This is a genomic window from Rhodoferax sp. SPJ21 (assembly GCF_058216335.1).
This window is the reverse complement of sequence record NZ_JBYZMO010000002.1, coordinates 1,119,180-1,134,729: the sequence shown is the minus strand read 5'-3', so window position 1 is coordinate 1,134,729 and position 15,550 is coordinate 1,119,180. Positions and strand designations below refer to the sequence as shown.

At 58.1% G+C, this 15,550-nt stretch carries 20 protein-coding genes and 3 tRNA genes; 5 read left to right on the top strand and 18 right to left on the bottom strand.

Annotation, left to right across the window (positions count from 1 at the left end; genetic code table 11):
* Window positions 1-2: 2 nt before the first annotated feature.
* The 6 genes from AC4BBN_RS13205 to petA form a co-directional block, all read right to left on the bottom strand.
* Window positions 3-78 (bottom strand) — tRNA-Thr (locus AC4BBN_RS13205).
* 51 nt (window positions 79-129) lie between these two features.
* Complete coding sequence (locus AC4BBN_RS13200; protein ID WP_490592874.1) at window positions 130-612, bottom strand: ClpXP protease specificity-enhancing factor; 483 nt, start codon at window positions 610-612, stop codon at window positions 130-132.
* Between the two features lie 22 nt (window positions 613-634).
* Complete coding sequence (locus AC4BBN_RS13195; protein WP_490592425.1) at window positions 635-1,246, bottom strand: glutathione S-transferase N-terminal domain-containing protein; 612 nt, start codon at window positions 1,244-1,246, stop codon at window positions 635-637.
* A gap of 101 nt (window positions 1,247-1,347) precedes the next feature.
* Complete coding sequence (locus tag AC4BBN_RS13190; RefSeq protein ID WP_490592424.1) at window positions 1,348-2,106, bottom strand: cytochrome c1; 759 nt, start codon at window positions 2,104-2,106, stop codon at window positions 1,348-1,350.
* 16 nt (window positions 2,107-2,122) lie between these two features.
* The gene (locus tag AC4BBN_RS13185; protein WP_490592423.1) at window positions 2,123-3,532 is read right to left on the bottom strand and encodes a cytochrome b; all 1,410 of its coding nucleotides are present in this window, start codon (window positions 3,530-3,532) and stop codon (window positions 2,123-2,125) included.
* A gap of 11 nt (window positions 3,533-3,543) precedes the next feature.
* The gene (gene petA, locus AC4BBN_RS13180; RefSeq protein WP_490592422.1) at window positions 3,544-4,143 is read right to left on the bottom strand and encodes a ubiquinol-cytochrome c reductase iron-sulfur subunit; all 600 of its coding nucleotides are present in this window, start codon (window positions 4,141-4,143) and stop codon (window positions 3,544-3,546) included.
* 150 nt (window positions 4,144-4,293) lie between these two features.
* Here petA and mscL point away from each other — a divergent pair, with 150 nt between their 5' ends.
* A complete protein-coding gene (gene mscL / locus AC4BBN_RS13175) occupies window positions 4,294-4,722 on the top strand; it encodes a large conductance mechanosensitive channel protein MscL (protein ID WP_490592873.1) in 429 nt (142 codons plus the stop codon).
* A gap of 86 nt (window positions 4,723-4,808) precedes the next feature.
* Here mscL and pdxA read toward each other — a convergent pair whose 3' ends face one another.
* Both pdxA and AC4BBN_RS13165 read right to left on the bottom strand, forming a co-directional pair.
* Window positions 4,809-5,858: a 4-hydroxythreonine-4-phosphate dehydrogenase PdxA gene (gene pdxA / locus AC4BBN_RS13170; RefSeq protein WP_490592421.1), complete on the bottom strand. Its 1,050-nt coding sequence runs from the start codon at window positions 5,856-5,858 to the stop codon at window positions 4,809-4,811.
* Window positions 5,855-6,616, bottom strand: a complete 762-nt coding sequence (locus AC4BBN_RS13165) for a Nif3-like dinuclear metal center hexameric protein (protein WP_490592420.1) — start codon at window positions 6,614-6,616, stop codon at window positions 5,855-5,857. Before AC4BBN_RS13165 ends, pdxA begins: the two co-directional genes overlap by 4 nt.
* Window positions 6,617-6,793: 177 nt before the next feature.
* Between AC4BBN_RS13165 and AC4BBN_RS13160 the strand changes: the two genes are divergently transcribed.
* Entirely contained in the window at window positions 6,794-7,936 is a 1,143-nt protein-coding gene (locus tag AC4BBN_RS13160) for a S1C family serine protease (protein WP_490592419.1), read from the top strand.
* Between the two features lie 59 nt (window positions 7,937-7,995).
* Here AC4BBN_RS13160 and tatC read toward each other — a convergent pair whose 3' ends face one another.
* From tatC to hisI, 7 genes are all read right to left on the bottom strand, one after another.
* On the bottom strand, window positions 7,996-8,790 hold the full coding sequence (gene tatC, locus AC4BBN_RS13155) for a twin-arginine translocase subunit TatC (RefSeq protein ID WP_490592418.1): 795 nt from the start codon (window positions 8,788-8,790) through the stop codon (window positions 7,996-7,998).
* 54 nt (window positions 8,791-8,844) lie between these two features.
* Window positions 8,845-9,306: a Sec-independent protein translocase protein TatB gene (tatB, locus tag AC4BBN_RS13150; protein WP_490592417.1), complete on the bottom strand. Its 462-nt coding sequence runs from the start codon at window positions 9,304-9,306 to the stop codon at window positions 8,845-8,847.
* A 22-nt stretch (window positions 9,307-9,328) separates the two neighbouring features.
* Window positions 9,329-9,562: a Sec-independent protein translocase subunit TatA gene (tatA, locus tag AC4BBN_RS13145; protein ID WP_490592416.1), complete on the bottom strand. Its 234-nt coding sequence runs from the start codon at window positions 9,560-9,562 to the stop codon at window positions 9,329-9,331.
* 74 nt (window positions 9,563-9,636) lie between these two features.
* A complete protein-coding gene (locus AC4BBN_RS13140) occupies window positions 9,637-10,005 on the bottom strand; it encodes a histidine triad nucleotide-binding protein (RefSeq protein ID WP_490592415.1) in 369 nt (122 codons plus the stop codon).
* Complete coding sequence (locus AC4BBN_RS13135; protein WP_490592414.1) at window positions 10,002-10,397, bottom strand: DUF4870 family protein; 396 nt, start codon at window positions 10,395-10,397, stop codon at window positions 10,002-10,004. Before AC4BBN_RS13135 ends, AC4BBN_RS13140 begins: the two co-directional genes overlap by 4 nt.
* The gene (locus AC4BBN_RS13130; protein ID WP_490592413.1) at window positions 10,390-10,785 is read right to left on the bottom strand and encodes a phosphoribosyl-ATP diphosphatase; all 396 of its coding nucleotides are present in this window, start codon (window positions 10,783-10,785) and stop codon (window positions 10,390-10,392) included. Before AC4BBN_RS13130 ends, AC4BBN_RS13135 begins: the two co-directional genes overlap by 8 nt.
* Window positions 10,786-10,789: 4 nt before the next feature.
* Entirely contained in the window at window positions 10,790-11,203 is a 414-nt protein-coding gene (hisI, locus tag AC4BBN_RS13125) for a phosphoribosyl-AMP cyclohydrolase (RefSeq protein WP_490592872.1), read from the bottom strand.
* A gap of 115 nt (window positions 11,204-11,318) precedes the next feature.
* On the opposite strand from hisI, the gene gmk reads away from it, so the two are divergent.
* From gmk to AC4BBN_RS13110, 3 genes are all read left to right on the top strand, one after another.
* The gene (gene gmk / locus AC4BBN_RS13120; protein WP_490592412.1) at window positions 11,319-11,939 is read left to right on the top strand and encodes a guanylate kinase; all 621 of its coding nucleotides are present in this window, start codon (window positions 11,319-11,321) and stop codon (window positions 11,937-11,939) included.
* A 16-nt stretch (window positions 11,940-11,955) separates the two neighbouring features.
* A complete protein-coding gene (gene rpoZ / locus AC4BBN_RS13115; protein WP_490592411.1) occupies window positions 11,956-12,159 on the top strand; it encodes a DNA-directed RNA polymerase subunit omega in 204 nt (67 codons plus the stop codon).
* 94 nt (window positions 12,160-12,253) lie between these two features.
* On the top strand, window positions 12,254-14,521 hold the full coding sequence (locus AC4BBN_RS13110) for a RelA/SpoT family protein (protein ID WP_490592410.1): 2,268 nt from the start codon (window positions 12,254-12,256) through the stop codon (window positions 14,519-14,521).
* 18 nt (window positions 14,522-14,539) lie between these two features.
* Here AC4BBN_RS13110 and greB read toward each other — a convergent pair whose 3' ends face one another.
* The 3 genes from greB to AC4BBN_RS13095 all read right to left on the bottom strand — a co-directional run bounded on the left by greB (window position 14,540) and on the right by AC4BBN_RS13095 (window position 15,429).
* Window positions 14,540-15,109, bottom strand: coding sequence for a transcription elongation factor GreB (gene greB / locus AC4BBN_RS13105; protein WP_490592409.1), 570 nt, complete (start codon window positions 15,107-15,109; stop codon window positions 14,540-14,542).
* 65 nt (window positions 15,110-15,174) lie between these two features.
* A tRNA-Arg gene (locus tag AC4BBN_RS13100) sits at window positions 15,175-15,251 on the bottom strand.
* 101 nt (window positions 15,252-15,352) lie between these two features.
* Window positions 15,353-15,429: transfer RNA gene (locus tag AC4BBN_RS13095), tRNA-Arg, on the bottom strand.
* Window positions 15,430-15,550 lie beyond the last annotated feature (121 nt).

Here is a 15,550-nt window from a genome sequence, read left to right as displayed (position 1 = left end):
TGTGGTGCCGATTGTCGGAATCGAACTGACGACCTACCGCTTACAAGGCGGTTGCTCTACCAACTGAGCTAAATCGGCAACTTTTCTATTTTAACCAATCGACGGGCGCTTTTTCAGCCACCCAACTTTTTACTTTACACGCTTCAATGCAGGTCGTGCGCCGCCCGATGGCCGTGGCGGCTCGGGAGGCTCTTCACCCTCATTAGCATCCAACGTGACTGCTTTGAGGGACGGGTCCGCCACCACTGCACTTGGCGCACTCTTCAGCACAACATCGGCAGTAGGCGCTGACACCGGCGAAGGAAAAGCCATACCCTGCCCATTTTCGCGTGCATAGATGGCAATCACCCGACCAATCGGCACCAGGATTTCGCGCGGCGTGCCCGCGAAGCGGGCTTTGAACTCGATGAAATCATTCCCCAGCTTGAGCGAGCTGGTCGCATCAAAGCTGATATTGAGAACAATTTCACCGTCTTTCACATACTCCCGCGGAACCTGCACCGAATCGTCGACCAGCACGGCTACGTAGGGCGTAAATCCATTGTCGGTACACCACTCGTACAGCGCCCTGATCAAGTAAGGTCGCGTGGAAGTCGAATCCAAGGCTTGCATGATGGACAACCGATGCTCCTACTTACTTGCGCATCACTTTTTCAGACGGCGTCAATGCCTCGATATAGGCAGGACGGGAGAAAATGCGCTCAGCGTATTTCAGCAGCGGGGCCGCATTCTTGCTCAGGTCGATGCCATAGAAATCCAGACGCCAGAGCAAGGGGGCAATTGCCACATCCAGCATGGAGAAGTTGTCACCCAGCATGTACTTATTCTTCAAGAACACGGGGGCCAATTGGGTCAGGCGATCGCGGATGTGGGCACGGGCTTTTTCCAGGGCTTTTTCATTGCCTTTGGAAGCGCGCGATTCCAGCAGGGCAACGTGCACGAACAATTCCTTTTCGAAATTGAGTAAGAACAGGCGCACACGGGCACGATCGACAGGGTCACCGGGCATCAGCTGGGGATGCGGAAAACGCTCATCAATGTATTCATTGATGATGTTCGATTCGTACAGGATCAGATCCCGCTCCACCAGAATCGGCACCTGGCCATAGGGATTCATGACGCTGATGTCTTCGGGCTTGTTGTAGAGGTCCACATCACGGATTTCGAAGTCCATGCCCTTTTCAAACAATACGAAACGGCAGCGGTGAGAAAACGGGCAGGTCGTTCCTGAATACAAGACCATCATGGCAAGGGGCTCCTAAAAATCAAAAAGAGTGGGGTGCGCAAAGCATGCCCACTCTACAAATCCCGGGCATAAGACCCGGGACACCAAATACTGCAACAGGTCTACTTGACGTCTTTCCAGAACGCCGCGTTGAGCCGCCACGTGAAGAGAGTCAAAACTCCCAAAAACAATAGCACCCAGACACCCACACGCACGCGGCTGTTCTGTGCCGGCTCGCCCATCCACTGGAGATAGCTCACCAAATCACCCACAGCCTGCTCATACTGCAAAGGAGTCATGGTACCGGGAGTAACTTGCTCCCATCCCTTGAACACCTTCACCTCATGCCCATGCTCTTCTACTTCTGCATAAACAGGCTTGCGGCTTCCCTGCAGCTCCCACAGCACATGGGGCATGCCCACATTCGGGAACACCAGATTGTTCCAGCCCGTAGGCTTGGTATCGTCTGGGTAGTAGCTACGCAAATAGGTATACAAGTAGTCCGCACCAGTACCACCGTGACCGGAGCGCGAACGGGTAATCAACGTCAGATCGGGCGGATTGGCGCCAAACCAGTCTTTGGCCTGTCGAGGATCGATGGCCGCCTTCATGGTTTCGCCAACCTTTTCCGTGGTGAACAGCAGATTATCCTTGATCTGCTGATCGGTCAGTCCGATATCCCGTAAACGATTGAAACGCATGAACGCTGCGGAGTGGCAGCTAAGGCAGTAATTGACAAATAACTTGGCTCCGTTTTGCAGGGCGGCCAGGTCGTTGGTTTTGTTGGGCGCCTTGTCCCAATGGACCTCATTGCCTTCCGAAGCCTGCGCACCGAATGACAGTGCGAGCGCCGCGAGCATGCCGAGAATCAGTTTTTTCATATTCAGAATCTCCGGCTTAGTGCGCAGTGAAAATAATGCGACTGGGCACTGGCTTGGGCGTTCCCAAGCGACTCCACCACGGCATCAGCAGGAAGAAACCGAAATAGAACAGCGTGCCAATCTGGGAAACGCGGCCACCGATATCTGATGGTGGCTGCACACCCAAATAACCCAGAACCAGGAAATTCACGACGAACACCGCATACACGTATTTGTGCCAGCTAGGGCGATAACGAATGGACTTCACAGGACTGTGGTCCAGCCAAGGCAGGAAGAACAAGATGATGACTGCGCCACCCATGGCAACCACCCCCCAGAACTTCGCGTCAATCGACATCATCATGGCCACCACGCCCGCGGCCACCACCACAATAGCCGCCTTGACAAAACTGGGCAACTTGAACTTGAACACACCCAGAGCCGCACCACCCACCACGCAAGCGATCAACGCATACATCATCTCGCTGGTAATGGCGCGCAGCATGGAGTAGAACGGGGTGAAATACCATACTGGAGCAATGTGTAGGGGCGTCTTCAGCGAATCGGCTGGAATGAAGTTGTTGTATTCCAAAAAGTAGCCACCAAACTCTGGCGCAAAGAAGATGATGGCCGTGAACACCATCAAGAACACGCTGACACCAAAAATGTCGTGCACTGAGTAGTAAGGATGGAACGGAATTCCGTCCAAAGGATGACCATTCGCATCCTTGGGAGCATTCGGACCCTTGATTTCCACACCGTCGGGGTTGTTGGAGCCGACTTCATGCAGTGCAATGATGTGCGCCGCCACCAGGCCCAGTAAGACCAAGGGCACTGCAATCACGTGGAAGCTGAAGAAGCGGTTCAGAGTCGCATCACCCACTACGTAATCACCACGAATCAACAGGGCCAGATCCGGACCTACGAAGGGAATGGCAGAGAACAGGTTCACGATCACCTGCGCACCCCAATAGCTCATCTGCCCCCAGGGCAGCAAGTAGCCCATGAAAGCCTCGGCCATCAGACACAGAAAGATTGCACAACCGAAGATCCACACGAGTTCACGTGGCTTGCGGTACGAGCCATAGAGCAAGCCTCTGAACATGTGAAGGTACACGACCACGAAGAACGCGGAAGCGCCAGTGGAGTGCATATAGCGTATCAACCAGCCCCAAGGCACATCGCGCATGATGTACTCCACCGAGGCGAATGCCAGGTTGGAATCGGGCTTGTAGTGCATCACCAAAAAGATGCCAGTGACGATTTGCAGCACCAGCACCAGCAGGGACAACGAACCAAAGATGTACCAGAAGTTGAAGTTCTTGGGTGCGTAGTACTCCGACATATGCTCTTTGAAGAGCTTGCTTGCCGGGAAGCGGTTGTCTACCCAATTCAACAGCTTTTCTGGGCCGCTGGCATTGGGGGAGATTTCTTTATATACAGCCATGTGGGGTTCCCTCAAGCCTTCTTGTCTTCACCAATCAGCAGACGCGTATCCGAAAGATACATGTGCGGCGGAACTGGCAAGTTGTCTGGGGCGGGTTTGTTCTTGTAGACGCGGCCGGCCATGTCGAAAGTCGAGCCATGGCATGGGCAGAGGAAGCCACCTGCCCATTCATTGGGCAAAGAGGGCTGAGGACCCGGCGTGAACTTATCCGAAGGCGAGCACCCTAAGTGGGTACATATGCCTACGACCACCAGAAATTCCGGTTTGATGGAACGACCTTCGTTACGGGCGTATTCAGGAGTGAATTCGGAAGGATTGCGCAATGATTTGGGATCGGCCAATTCGGCATCCAGCTTGGGCAACTCGGCGACCTGCTCCGGCGTTCGCCGCAATATCCATACGGGTTTGCCGCGCCATTCCACCGTCATTTTTTCACCCGGCTTGAGGCCCGAAATATCGGCTTCTACCGCAGCACCGGCGGCTTTGGCACGCTCTGAAGGCTGAAAGGTACTTACGAAAGGGATGGCGGTTGCTACGCCACCCACAGCACCGGCACAGCCGGATGCAATCAACCACGTTCGCTTGCTGTTGTCCACTGAAGCATCACTCATGGGGGTCCTCAAATTCATTGCCGTTTGGGATCAACTACCGATTGTATCCGAGCGATATCGTTCACCCCATCCCGGCAAACCCGCTACAGCTGGTCCATGTGGCGGAAATTATGGAGAATAATGACCCTCGTCAAACTACAAGGAAAAGACATGGGAATGCTGCAGGAATTTAAGGAATTCGCCGTAAAAGGCAACGTGATCGACCTCGCAGTCGGTGTCATCATCGGGGGCGCTTTCGGCAAGATCGTGGACTCGGTGGTAGGTGACCTGATCATGCCGGTGGTGGGAACAGTTTTCGGCAAGCTTGATTTTTCCAGCATGTTCGTCGTCCTGGGCACGCCACCTGCGGGCACGGCGATGACTGTGGCCGATCTCAAGAAAGCTGGCGTGCCAGTGTTTGCCTACGGCAACTTCATCACCGTCGCGGTGAACTTCGCCATCCTGGCTTTCATCATCTTCATGATGGTGAAGCAGATCAACCGCTTCAAGAAAGATGCACCAGCACCTGCTGTGGCAGAACCGGTGACTCCCGAAGACATTTTGCTTCTGCGCCAGATCCGCGACAGTCTGAACAAATAGACTCGGCCCGCATCGGCACTCAATTTTTCAGAACAGAAAACACCCGCCAAGCTCGCGCTGGCGGGTGTTTTTTTATATGCCCAATCTCACGGAAAGCGGCACAACTGGCGCGCCATGCGAATAGCGGCCACCAGGCTAGAGGCATCGGCAACACCCGTGCCCGCAATATCGAATGCCGTGCCGTGGTCCGGGCTGGTGCGCACCAGTGGCAGGCCCAGCGTCACATTCACGCCCTGCTCCACACCCAGGTATTTCACGGGGATTAACCCCTGGTCGTGGTACATGGCAACCACCACGTCAAACTCGCCCGGCTCGCCATTTTTGGCGCGGGCGCGCATAAAGATGGTGTCGGGCGCATAGGGCCCGTGGGCGTCTATGCCCTCGGCCTGCGCTGCCGCAATCGCTGGGATGATGGTGTCTATCTCTTCCCTGCCGAACAAGCCCCCTTCGCCCGCATGCGGGTTCAGACCGGCCACGCCGATGCGCGGCGTGCAGCCCAGTGCTGCGCCCACAGACTCGTGGGTGATGCGCAAGGTTTGCAACACGCCATCGAAGGTCACCGCGTCGATTGCCTGGCGCAAGGACATGTGGATGCTGACCAGCACCGTACGCAGTTCGTCGTTGGCCAGCATCATGCGCACCGGCACATCCTGCAACGGCTTGCCGAGAAAGGCTGCAGCCTCGGCCTGCAACAACTCGGTGTGCCCCGGAAACGGCACGCCGGCAGCCGCCAGAGCCTCTTTGTGCAGAGGCGCTGTCACCACCGCCGCCAACTCGCCGCGCAGTGCGGCACGGCCGGCCCAGACTACGCAATCGGCGGCAACCTTGCCCGCTAAAGCACTCACTTGCGCATATGGAATCTGCGTGCGATGCTCTGTTATTTGTAGCACAGGGATGCAGAGCGGCGGTACGGACCAGACCTCCTGCGACGCCGCGATCAGCGCCACCGGCAAGGCAGGCCGGCCAGGACCACTGATCAACTGGGAGGCGCGGCGCATGGTGGCCAGATCGCCGGCCACAAAACAGCCCTGGGCGGCGTCGGGCGCGTCACGAAAAGCCTTGGCGATAGTCTCCGGGCCGATGCCGGCCGGGTCGCCCAAGGTGATGGCAATAGGAAGTTGCAGGGCTTGCATCATGCGGGATTGGGTATGTCAATGAAGGCGTGGGCTACACCCAGTTGCGCCGCCACATGGGCTGCCACCGCAGGTGCGCCGTAGCGCTCGCTGGCATGGTGGCCGCAGGCGATGAAGGCGACACCGCATTCACGCGCGTAGTGGGCCTGGGGCTCGGAAATCTCGCCGGTGATGAAAGCATCGGCTCCGGCGGCGATGGCAGCCTCGAAATAGCCTTGTGCTCCGCCTGTGCACCATGCTATCTTTTTAATAGCACCCTGCACACCAGGAATCTGCACTACCGGCCGATCCAATACTTTTTCTACATGCTGGGCCAAGGCCTGTACCGAGTCAAAAACACCGCCATCGGCGCGCTCACCCAGAAAGCCCAGTTCGTTATCGCCAAACTGCCCCGCCCCCAGCAGCCCCAGGCGCGCCCCCAATTGGGCGTTGTTGCCCAGCGTGGGGTGGGCGTCCAGTGGCAGATGGTAGGCATACAGATTGATGTCATGGGCCAACAGCAAAGCCAGGCGCTGCTTCATCCAACCGGTCACCGTGCCGCTCTGCCCGCGCCAAAACAGGCCGTGGTGCACAAAGATGGCATCGGCCTGCTGGGCCACAGCCGCCTCAATCAGGGCCAGACTGGCGGTGACGCCGGAGACGATGCGTGTGATCTGGGGCTTGCCTTCGACCTGCAGACCGTTGGGCCCGTAGTCCTTGAAGCGCGCGGGTTGTAGCAAGGCATCGAAAGCCTGCAGCAGTGCGGTGCGAGAGGTACTCATAGGGCCATTTTCGCAGCTACGACGCACCCACAGCATTGCCCAACAACAAGATCCCCTCACGGTGGATAAAGTAGATCCGCTAAGGTTGTGACGCCCGTGCAGCTTGGGAGACAATGGCCTATTTGCCCGTGTTTGCGGCCACTCTGCCCGCCGCGCCACTCCACCACATTTCCCACCATGAAGCGCCTCTGGCTCCTGTTTGCCCAAACCGCCACCATTTTGCTGGCCGCCTATTTCGTCGTCACCACGCTCAAACCCGAGTGGCTGGGCAAAAGGCCGTTTTCCGGCACCACCATCTCCTTGATCGAAGCCCCCGCGAGCGCATCCAGCGCGCCGGCTTCGGGCAGTTTCAGCGCCGCCGCGAAAAAGGCATCGCCTGCGGTGGTCAGCATCAACACCAGCAAGATGGCCGAGCGCGACCCGCGCAGCGACGACCCCTGGTTCAAATTCTTCTATGGCGAGCGCGGCAACCAGGCCCAGGTGGGCCTGGGCAGCGGCGTGATCGTCAGCGACAGCGGCTACATCCTGACCAATAACCACGTGGTGGAAGGCGCGGATTCCATCGAAGTCACGCTCACCGACAGCCGCCACGTGCAGGCCCAGGTGATAGGCACCGACCCGGACACCGACCTGGCCATCCTCAAGATCAATCTGGACAAGCTGCCGGTGATGGTGCTGGGCAGCTCAGACGCGCTGCAGGTGGGCGACCAGGTGCTGGCGATCGGCAACCCGTTTGGCGTGGGCCAGACGGTCACCAGCGGCATCGTCAGCGCGCTGGGCCGCAACCAGTTGGGCATCAACACCTTTGAGAACTTCATCCAGACCGACGCGGCCATCAACCCCGGCAACTCTGGCGGAGCGCTGGTGGATGTGAACGGCAATCTGATGGGCATCAACACGGCCATCTACTCGCGCTCCGGCGGCAGCATGGGCATTGGCTTCGCCATTCCCGTATCCACCGCCAAGCTGGTGCTGGAAGGCATCGTTACCGAGGGGCAGGTGCGCCGCGGCTGGATCGGTGTGGAGCCCAACGATTTGTCCCCCGAGCTGGCCGAAACCTTCGGCGTGAAGACGCTACAGGGCGTGATCATCACAGGCGTGCTGCAGAACGGCCCCGCCGCCCACGCCGGCATCCGGCCCGGCGACGTGATCAAGATGGTGGCCGACAAGCCGGTGAACACGGTCTCGGAGTTGCTGACCAGCGTGGCCATGCTCAAGCCCGGCATCAGCAGCAAATTCAGCGTGCTACGCCAGGACAAGGAACTGAGCCTGGACGTGACCCCGGGCCTGCGCCCCAAGCCCGTGCGGCAAGAGCGCTAATTCGCTACAAAATTAATAGCCTCTCACGCAGATAATTCCTGCGCCAGAGGCATATTTAATCAAGATTCTGCCGGCTTGGCGTCGTCATCTGGCGCCTGGGTGTGTTTGATGAAAACTTGCGCCGCCCAGATGCCTATCTCGTACAGCAGGCACATGGGAATGGCCAGCGCCAGCTGGGACACCACATCGGGCGGCGTCACGACGGCAGCCACGATGAAGGCGAGCACCACAAAGTAGCCGCGAAAGCTCTTCAGCTTGTCGATGCTGACCAGACCCATGCGCGCCAGCACCACCACCACGATAGGCACCTCAAAGGCCAAACCGAAGGCCAGGAACATGGTCAGCACAAAGCTCAGATAGGCCTCGACGTCCGGCGTTGCCTTGATGCTGTGCGGCGCAAAGTTCTGGATGAACTTGAACACCTGGCCAAACACGAAGAAGTAACAAAACGCCACGCCCACAAAGAACAGCAGCGTGCTCGACACCACCAGGGGCAGCACCAGCTTCTTTTCGTGGGAATACAGGCCAGGCGCCACAAAGGCCCACACCTGCCACAGCACCACCGGCAGCGCAATCATCAGCGCAGCCATAAACATGACCTGGATAGGCACCATGAAAGGTGAAATCACCGAAGTGGCAATCAGCGTACTACCTTCTGGCATGGCCGCTACCAAGGGCGAGGCCAGCAAGTCGTACAGACGCGCCGGGCCGGGATACAGCGCCAGCCCACCGGCGGCCACCAACACGGCCAGCAAGGCCTTCACCAGGCGGTCGCGCAGCTCCATCAGGTGCTGCACAAAGGGCTGCTCAGTTCCGGCTAGTTCGTCGTCTTGCTTATTGTGTGGATCAGACATCGTGGACATTCATTGGGGCATGCCCAAACAGACAAAGAGGCCGGCTGGCCTCTGTTAATTGATTTTCTGGGGGCGGTAGCGCGCCACGCGGGCCGCACCAGAGAGCGCCTTGGTACGCACGCCGGTACGCGCCTTGAACCACTGCGGCGTGGCACCCTGCTTGAGCCGCCAGCGCTTTTGGGGGCGCTTGTATTCAGGGTATTGCGTGTAGTCGTAATCTGGCGCAGCCAGGGCGCTGGAGCCGTCGTCCGACACCTGCTTTTCAAAGTCGCTGACGTTGGTCTGGATGGACTGGTGCACATCACGCGCGGCACCCTCCATCGTTTCCTTCATTTTCTTCAGCTCGTCCAGGTCCATGGACCGGTTGACTTCGGCCTTGACGTCGGCCACATAGCGCTGCGCCTTGCCCAACAAGGTTCCCACGGTGCGCGCAACGCGCGGCAGCTTTTCTGGCCCGATAACGATCAACGCCACCGCGCCGATCAGCGCCATTTTCGAGATGCCGAGATCGATCACAGCTGTGGACTCTGCTCAGCGCTCAAGACTTGGTCTTGGCTTCCACGTCGATCGTGGTTTTTTGGGCGCCCGTGGTGCTGCCCACTTGGGCTGCCGGCTTGTCTTCTTCGGTCGTCGCGCCGTCACGCATACCGTCCTTGAAACCCTTCACCGCGCCACCCAGGTCGCTGCCCATGTTCTTCAGCTTCTTGGTGCCGAACACCATGACCACGATCAACAGAACGATCAACCAATGCCAGATAGAAAAAGAACCCATGGAATGCTCCTAACAATGTATGTTTGATTCTAGTCGGCAGGCATGACAACAGCGGCCGGCCGCCAGGTAAATGCCTAGCCCTTCAGCCAGGGACGCGGACCGCCGATCACGTGCAAATGCAGATGGTGCACCTCCTGCCCGCCATCATCGCCGGTATTCGCAATCACCCTAAAACCGCCTTGCGGGTAGGGCCTGCAACCCTCCTGCGCTGCCAACTGTGGCGCCAACACCATCATGCGCCCAACCAGCGCCGCGTGTTCAGGCTGCAGCTGCGCCATGGACGGAATATGCAGTTTTGGCACCATCAGAAAATGTACCGGCGCCCAGGGATGGATGTCATGGAACACGAAAAGTTCTTCGTCTTCATAGACTTTCTTGGATGGAATCTGCCCCGCAATAATCTTGCAAAACAGGCAATTTGCATCGTGCTGGTGGGCTGTCACAGGCTATCTCCTACTGCTTGGCTGGCATTCATAGCCACCATGCCGCGCACGATACGGTACAAAAACCACAATGAAATCAAGCCCCAGGCAATCCAGCCGGGCAAGATGAACAAAAACCACAGCGGTGCGGTCACCACATACAGCACACCGGCCCACAACACCGTGCGGATACGCCAGGAAAAATGGCTGGCCTGCCAGGTGCCTTCGGCCTCGCCCTTCTTCACCAGATCGATCACCAGGGCCACGATCAGCAAGGCCGCGCCGGGCTGCGCGCCAGGAATGACGGCACCAATGGCCACGATCAGATGCAGTATGTAGCTGACCCAGCCCACAGTCTTCAGCTCCTGGGCTTTCTCGCTATCCACGGCACGTACATCAATGACGTCACTCATGGGCTGCTCCAGGAGTCTGAGCCTCGCGTGCCAGCACCTTACGCAGGGCTTTTTCCTCGATGCCGCTGGTGCCTTCGCGGCGCTCCAGCTCAGCAATCACGTCGGCCGGGCTCAAATCAAAATGCGCCAGAGCCACCATGGAGTGGAACCACAGGTCGGCCACTTCATTGACGAATTTGGCCTTCAGGGCGGGGGTGGCCCCACCATGCTCGGCATCTTTTGCGGCCATCACGGCCTCGGTGGCTTCTTCACCAATCTTCTTCAAAAAGGCATCCGGCCCCTTGTGGAGCAGGCGTGCCACATAACTGGCGCTGGGGTCGCCGCCAAGTGCTGGTTTGCGGCTGTCGATCACGGCGGCCAGGCGGGCCAATGGGTCTTGGAGTTGCATAGCTTTATTTATAGATGGATTCCGGGTCTTTCAAGACCGGGTCGGTAGCTTTCCAGGCAGCCCCACCCTCGGCTCCTGTGTCCAGCACGCTGAAAAAACAGCTGTGGCGCCCTGTATGGCAGGCAATACCGGGGGTATGGCCCTGCTGCGTCACCTTGAGCAAGACCACGTCGTTATCGCAGTCCAGACGGATTTCATGCACCGTCTGAACGTGGCCTGACTCCTCGCCCTTGAACCACAGGCGGTTGCGCGAGCGGCTGAAATACACGGCACGACCCAGGGCGGCGGTCTTTTCCAGTGCCTCGCGGTTCATCCAGGCGAACATCAGCACATCGCCACTGGAGGCTTCTTGTGCAATCACGGGAACCAGCCCTTGGGCGTCCCATTTCACTTCGTTTAACCAATTCATAGGCCGTATTGTCAGCGATTGCCGGCAAGTGGCGACGCAGCCCAACGCAGCGGCCTTGGCCCATGGGCGTTAATGGCAAATATAGAATGTGCCATTTTTCAGCCGTCACCGACGCACCAGCAACATGGACTATCCTGGAAATTTAATTGTGGTTGCCGCTCCCAGCGGCGCGGGGAAATCCAGCCTGGTCAAGGCCCTGATGGAGCTGGACTCAAAGGTGCAGCCCTCGGTATCGCACACTACCCGTGCGCCGCGCGGCCAGGAAAAGCACGGCCGCGAATATTTTTTCGCCTCGCAACCCGAGTTCGACGCAATGGTCAAAGCCGATGCCTTTGTGGAATGGGCTGAGGTCCACGGTAACCGCTACGGAACGTCCAAAAAAGCTATTGAAGAACGTATGGCCCAGGGCGCGGATGTGATTCTGGAAATCGACTTCCAGGGCGCCATCCAGATCAAGCAGATTTTCGCCAATGCCGTGCTGATCTTCATCCTGCCCCCCAGCTGGGAGGAGCTACGCTCACGTCTTGAACGGCGTGGCGAAGATGCACCAGACGTCATTGAATTACGCCTGGCCAACGCCGCCGTCGAGATGGCGCAAGCGCATAAATTCGACTTCGTTATAATCAATGAGCTATTTGACCGGGCAGTTTTCGACATGAAAACCATTGTTCATGCCCAGCGGCTCAAATTTGCGGCCCAGCGCCGCGCCCGAGCCGACACCTTCAAATCCCTGAACATTGCATAGTTTTCTGGAGAAATTCATGGCCCGTATCACCGTCGAAGATTGCCTTGTGCAGATTCCTAACCGTTTTCAACTGGTTTTGGCAGCCACCTACCGCGCGCGCATGCTGAGCCAAGGCCATGCCCCCAAAATTGAGAGCAAGAACAAGCCGCTAGTCACTGCTTTGCGCGAAATTGCTGACGGAAAAATCGGCCTGGAAATGCTGAAAAAGGTCCCAAACTGATCTCTGCAGGCCTGCACCCCTCAAAAGGCACCGAAATTCGGTGCCTTTTTTATTGCCCGGCTGCGCCATATGACAGGCACGCTATATTTGCAGCATGAGTGACACGCCTTCCCCTGCCAGCAGCACAGTCCCGCACACCCATAAAGGCGGACGTGGAGCCAGCCCAGCTGCAGCCAATGCGGCAGCAGCCAGCTTCGCAGCCCTGACCGCCAGCCTGGACTACCTGGACAGCGCCAGCGTGGAGCTAGTGCGTCAGGCCTACCGCTTCGCTGACGAGGCCCATCTTGGCCAGCTGCGCAACAGCGGCGAACCATATATCACGCACCCGATTGCAGTTGCGGCCCAATGCGCCACCTGGAAGCTGGACGCTCAAGCGTTGATGGCAGCTCTACTGCATGACGCCATGGAAGATTGCGGCACGACCAAATCGGAACTGATCGAACGCTTTGGCGCACCGGTCGCTGAATTGGTCGATGGCTTGACCAAACTAGACAAGCTGCAATTCAATACACGTGAAGAAAACCAGGCAGAGTCATTCCGAAAAATGCTACTTGCTATGGCCCGCGACGTGCGGGTCATCCTGATCAAGCTAGCCGATCGGACCCACAACATGCGCACCATGGGCGACATGCCCCGGTCGAAATGGGGTCGCATAGCCTCCGAAACCCTGGAAATCTACGCCCCCATCGCGCATCGCCTAGGACTCAACCAGACCTACCGCGAACTGCAAGACCTGTCGTTTCGCTACCTTCGCCCGTGGCGCTATGCCATTCTGGCCAAGGCCGTGACCAAGGCACGGAACCGACGACGCGATTTGGTTCAAAAGGTGCAGCAAGAGGTGGAAAACACCTTTGCGCAAACCGGCATGCAAGTCCGGATCGCGGGGCGCGAAAAGACCCTGTATTCCATCTACCAAAAGATGGCCGACAAGCACCTGACCTTTGCCCAGGTCACGGATATTTACGGATTCCGGGTCATCGTCTCCAGTGTCACCGACTGCTATACCGCCTTAGGCGTGTTGCACCAGCTGTACAAGCCGGTACCAGGCAAATTCAAGGACCATATCGCGATTGCCAAGCTCAACGGCTACCAATCGCTACACACCACGCTGGTAGGCCCCTCCGGGGTGAACGTGGAATTCCAGATGCGCACCGAGGCCATGCACCTGGTCGCCGAATCCGGCGTGGCGGCCCATTGGCTCTACAAAACCAACGACTCCGACAGCGCCACAGCGGAGCGTCTTGGCACCAAATGGCTGCAATCCCTGCTCGACATCCAGGATGAAACCCGCGACGCGGCAGAGTTCTGGGACCACGTCAAGGTGGACCTGTTCCCCGACGCCGTGTATGTCTTCACGCCCAAAAGCCAGATCATGGCCATGCCGCGCGGCGCGACCGTGGTGGACTTTGCCTACGCCATCCACAGCAATGTGGGTGACCGCACGGTAGCGGCAAAAATCAATGGCGAGCAGGTACCACTGCGCACCGAGCTGCGCAACGGCGACATCATCGAGATCATCACCGCATCGGTCTCCGCCCCGAATCCGGCATGGCTAGGCTTTGTGCGAACCGGCAGGGCCCGATCCAAGATCCGCCACCACCTGAAAAGCATGGCGCAGACTGAGTCTGAAAGCATGGGAGAAAAACTGCTCACACAGGCCCTGCGGGCCGAAGGCCTGGAGCGGCTCCCCGAGTCCACGCCAGAACAGCAACCCATCTGGGACAAACTGCTGCGCTTCACCGGCAACCGCAGCCGGATTGAATTGCTGACCGACATCAGCCTAGGCAAACGCGTTGCCAGCATCGTCGCCAAACGCTTGGTGCATCTCCTGGCGGAAAAAGGCGAGAAGCCCGACGCGTTGCTGTTGTCCCGCGAGCGCTATATGGCGCATGAAAGCGTGTCACAGGGCGCAGTCATCCTGGACGGTAGCGAGAACACATCGGTGCAGTTTGCACGCTGCTGTCGCCCCATTCCAGGAGACGCCATCGTTGGCTACCTGGGACGCGGAGAAGGTTTGGCGGTGCACACGGCCAATTGTGCCGTTGCCAAACGCCTGCAGTACAAAGACAGTGAACGGTTTATTGCAGTGGACTGGGCAGACGAGCCGGTGCGGCAGTTTGAAACCGGCATCGTGGTCACCGTCACCAGCGGAAAAGGCGTGCTGGCCAAAGTCGCTGCCGCGCTGGCCATTGCCGAAGTGGACATCACCCAGGTCGATATGGGCCAGGAAGAAGCGCATGGCGCAAACGACCTGCGCTTCGTGATCTCGGTGCGCGACCAGGCACATCTGGAGGTAGCGCTGCGCCACGTGCAGCGCACACCTTCGGTGATCCGGGCTCAGCGCATCACACCGGCGTCCTGAGGCCGCCCCGGTCTGCCGCTAGGCCGCCGCTCCAGGCGCAGGGTAGTCCACATGCAGCACCTCGATGTCCTGCATGCCTACGGGCGACTGCAAGCGCACGACATCACCCACCCGGGCTTTCAACAGCGCCCGCGCGATCGGCGACACCCAGCTGACCTGGCCCCGGGAGGTATCGGCTTCGTCTATGCCACGTATGGTCACTGTGCGTTGCTGGCCCGAGGCGTCTTCGTACGCCACCGTGGCACCAAAAAACACCTGGTCGCTGCCACAGTGAACCGATGGGTCCACCACTTCCGCAATTTCCAGGCGCTTGGTTAGAAAGCGGATGCGTCGGTCAATTTCCCGCAGGCGTTTTTTACCGTACAGGTAATCGCCGTTTTCAGAGCGGTCGCCGTTGCTGGCGGCCCAATAGACCACATCCACGATCTTGGGGCGCTCGACTTCCATCAAGGTATTGAATTCGGCGCGCAAGCGGGCACAGCCCTCGGGCGTCATGTAGTTCTTGCTGCCGGCAGGCAAGGCTACCGAAGGAGAAACGTCGCCGTCGTCGTCTTCCGCATCACTTTCGCGTGTAAAGGCTTTGCTCATGGATGGTGGCACCTCACAGCACAATGTAAAAAGCCCGCAATCTTACGATTGCGGGCTTATACGTTTGGTGCGGCTGGCAGGAATTGAACCCACGACCCCTTGGTTCGTAGCCAAGTACTCTATCCAACTGAGCTACAGCCGCTAAGCCTTGTATTCTACAACGAATCGACGCTTGTTTAACTAAAACCCAAAAAAATAGACGTAAAAAAACCCGCAATCTTGCGATTGCGGGTTTTTACATTTTGGTGCGGCTGGCAGGAATTGAACCCACGACCCCTTGGTTCGTAGCCAAGTACTCTATCCAACTGAGCTACAGCCGCGCAGCCTTGTATTCTACAACGGAATTTTGCGCAAAAGTAAACCATGTGAGAAAAATGCGGTTGACTCCAAAATTTCTTCAGCCCGCACCCTACCCAAGCCCGCTAGCATCCAGAGCATTCA

Excerpts from the sequence above, each read along its gene's own strand:
- petA (WP_490592422.1), bottom strand. The coding sequence starts at position 4,143 with ATGAGTGATGCTTCAGTGGACAACAGCAAGCGAACGTGGTTGATTGCA.
- AC4BBN_RS13130 (WP_490592413.1), bottom strand. The coding sequence starts at position 10,785 with ATGCAACTCCAAGACCCATTGGCCCGCCTGGCCGCCGTGATCGACAGC.
- tatA (WP_490592416.1), bottom strand. The coding sequence starts at position 9,562 with ATGGGTTCTTTTTCTATCTGGCATTGGTTGATCGTTCTGTTGATCGTG.
- AC4BBN_RS13200 (WP_490592874.1), bottom strand. The coding sequence starts at position 612 with ATGCAAGCCTTGGATTCGACTTCCACGCGACCTTACTTGATCAGGGCG.
- AC4BBN_RS13190 (WP_490592424.1), bottom strand. The coding sequence starts at position 2,106 with ATGAAAAAACTGATTCTCGGCATGCTCGCGGCGCTCGCACTGTCATTC.
- AC4BBN_RS13135 (WP_490592414.1), bottom strand. The coding sequence starts at position 10,397 with ATGAGTGACGTCATTGATGTACGTGCCGTGGATAGCGAGAAAGCCCAG.
- AC4BBN_RS13160 (WP_490592419.1), top strand. The coding sequence starts at position 6,794 with ATGAAGCGCCTCTGGCTCCTGTTTGCCCAAACCGCCACCATTTTGCTG.
- AC4BBN_RS13195 (WP_490592425.1), bottom strand. The coding sequence starts at position 1,246 with ATGATGGTCTTGTATTCAGGAACGACCTGCCCGTTTTCTCACCGCTGC.
- gmk (WP_490592412.1), top strand. The coding sequence starts at position 11,319 with ATGGACTATCCTGGAAATTTAATTGTGGTTGCCGCTCCCAGCGGCGCG.
- AC4BBN_RS13110 (WP_490592410.1), top strand. The coding sequence starts at position 12,254 with ATGAGTGACACGCCTTCCCCTGCCAGCAGCACAGTCCCGCACACCCAT.
- pdxA (WP_490592421.1), bottom strand. The coding sequence starts at position 5,858 with ATGATGCAAGCCCTGCAACTTCCTATTGCCATCACCTTGGGCGACCCG.
- greB (WP_490592409.1), bottom strand. The coding sequence starts at position 15,109 with ATGAGCAAAGCCTTTACACGCGAAAGTGATGCGGAAGACGACGACGGC.
- tatC (WP_490592418.1), bottom strand. The coding sequence starts at position 8,790 with ATGTCTGATCCACACAATAAGCAAGACGACGAACTAGCCGGAACTGAG.
- rpoZ (WP_490592411.1), top strand. The coding sequence starts at position 11,956 with ATGGCCCGTATCACCGTCGAAGATTGCCTTGTGCAGATTCCTAACCGT.
- mscL (WP_490592873.1), top strand. The coding sequence starts at position 4,294 with ATGGGAATGCTGCAGGAATTTAAGGAATTCGCCGTAAAAGGCAACGTG.
- AC4BBN_RS13185 (WP_490592423.1), bottom strand. The coding sequence starts at position 3,532 with ATGGCTGTATATAAAGAAATCTCCCCCAATGCCAGCGGCCCAGAAAAG.
- AC4BBN_RS13165 (WP_490592420.1), bottom strand. The coding sequence starts at position 6,616 with ATGAGTACCTCTCGCACCGCACTGCTGCAGGCTTTCGATGCCTTGCTA.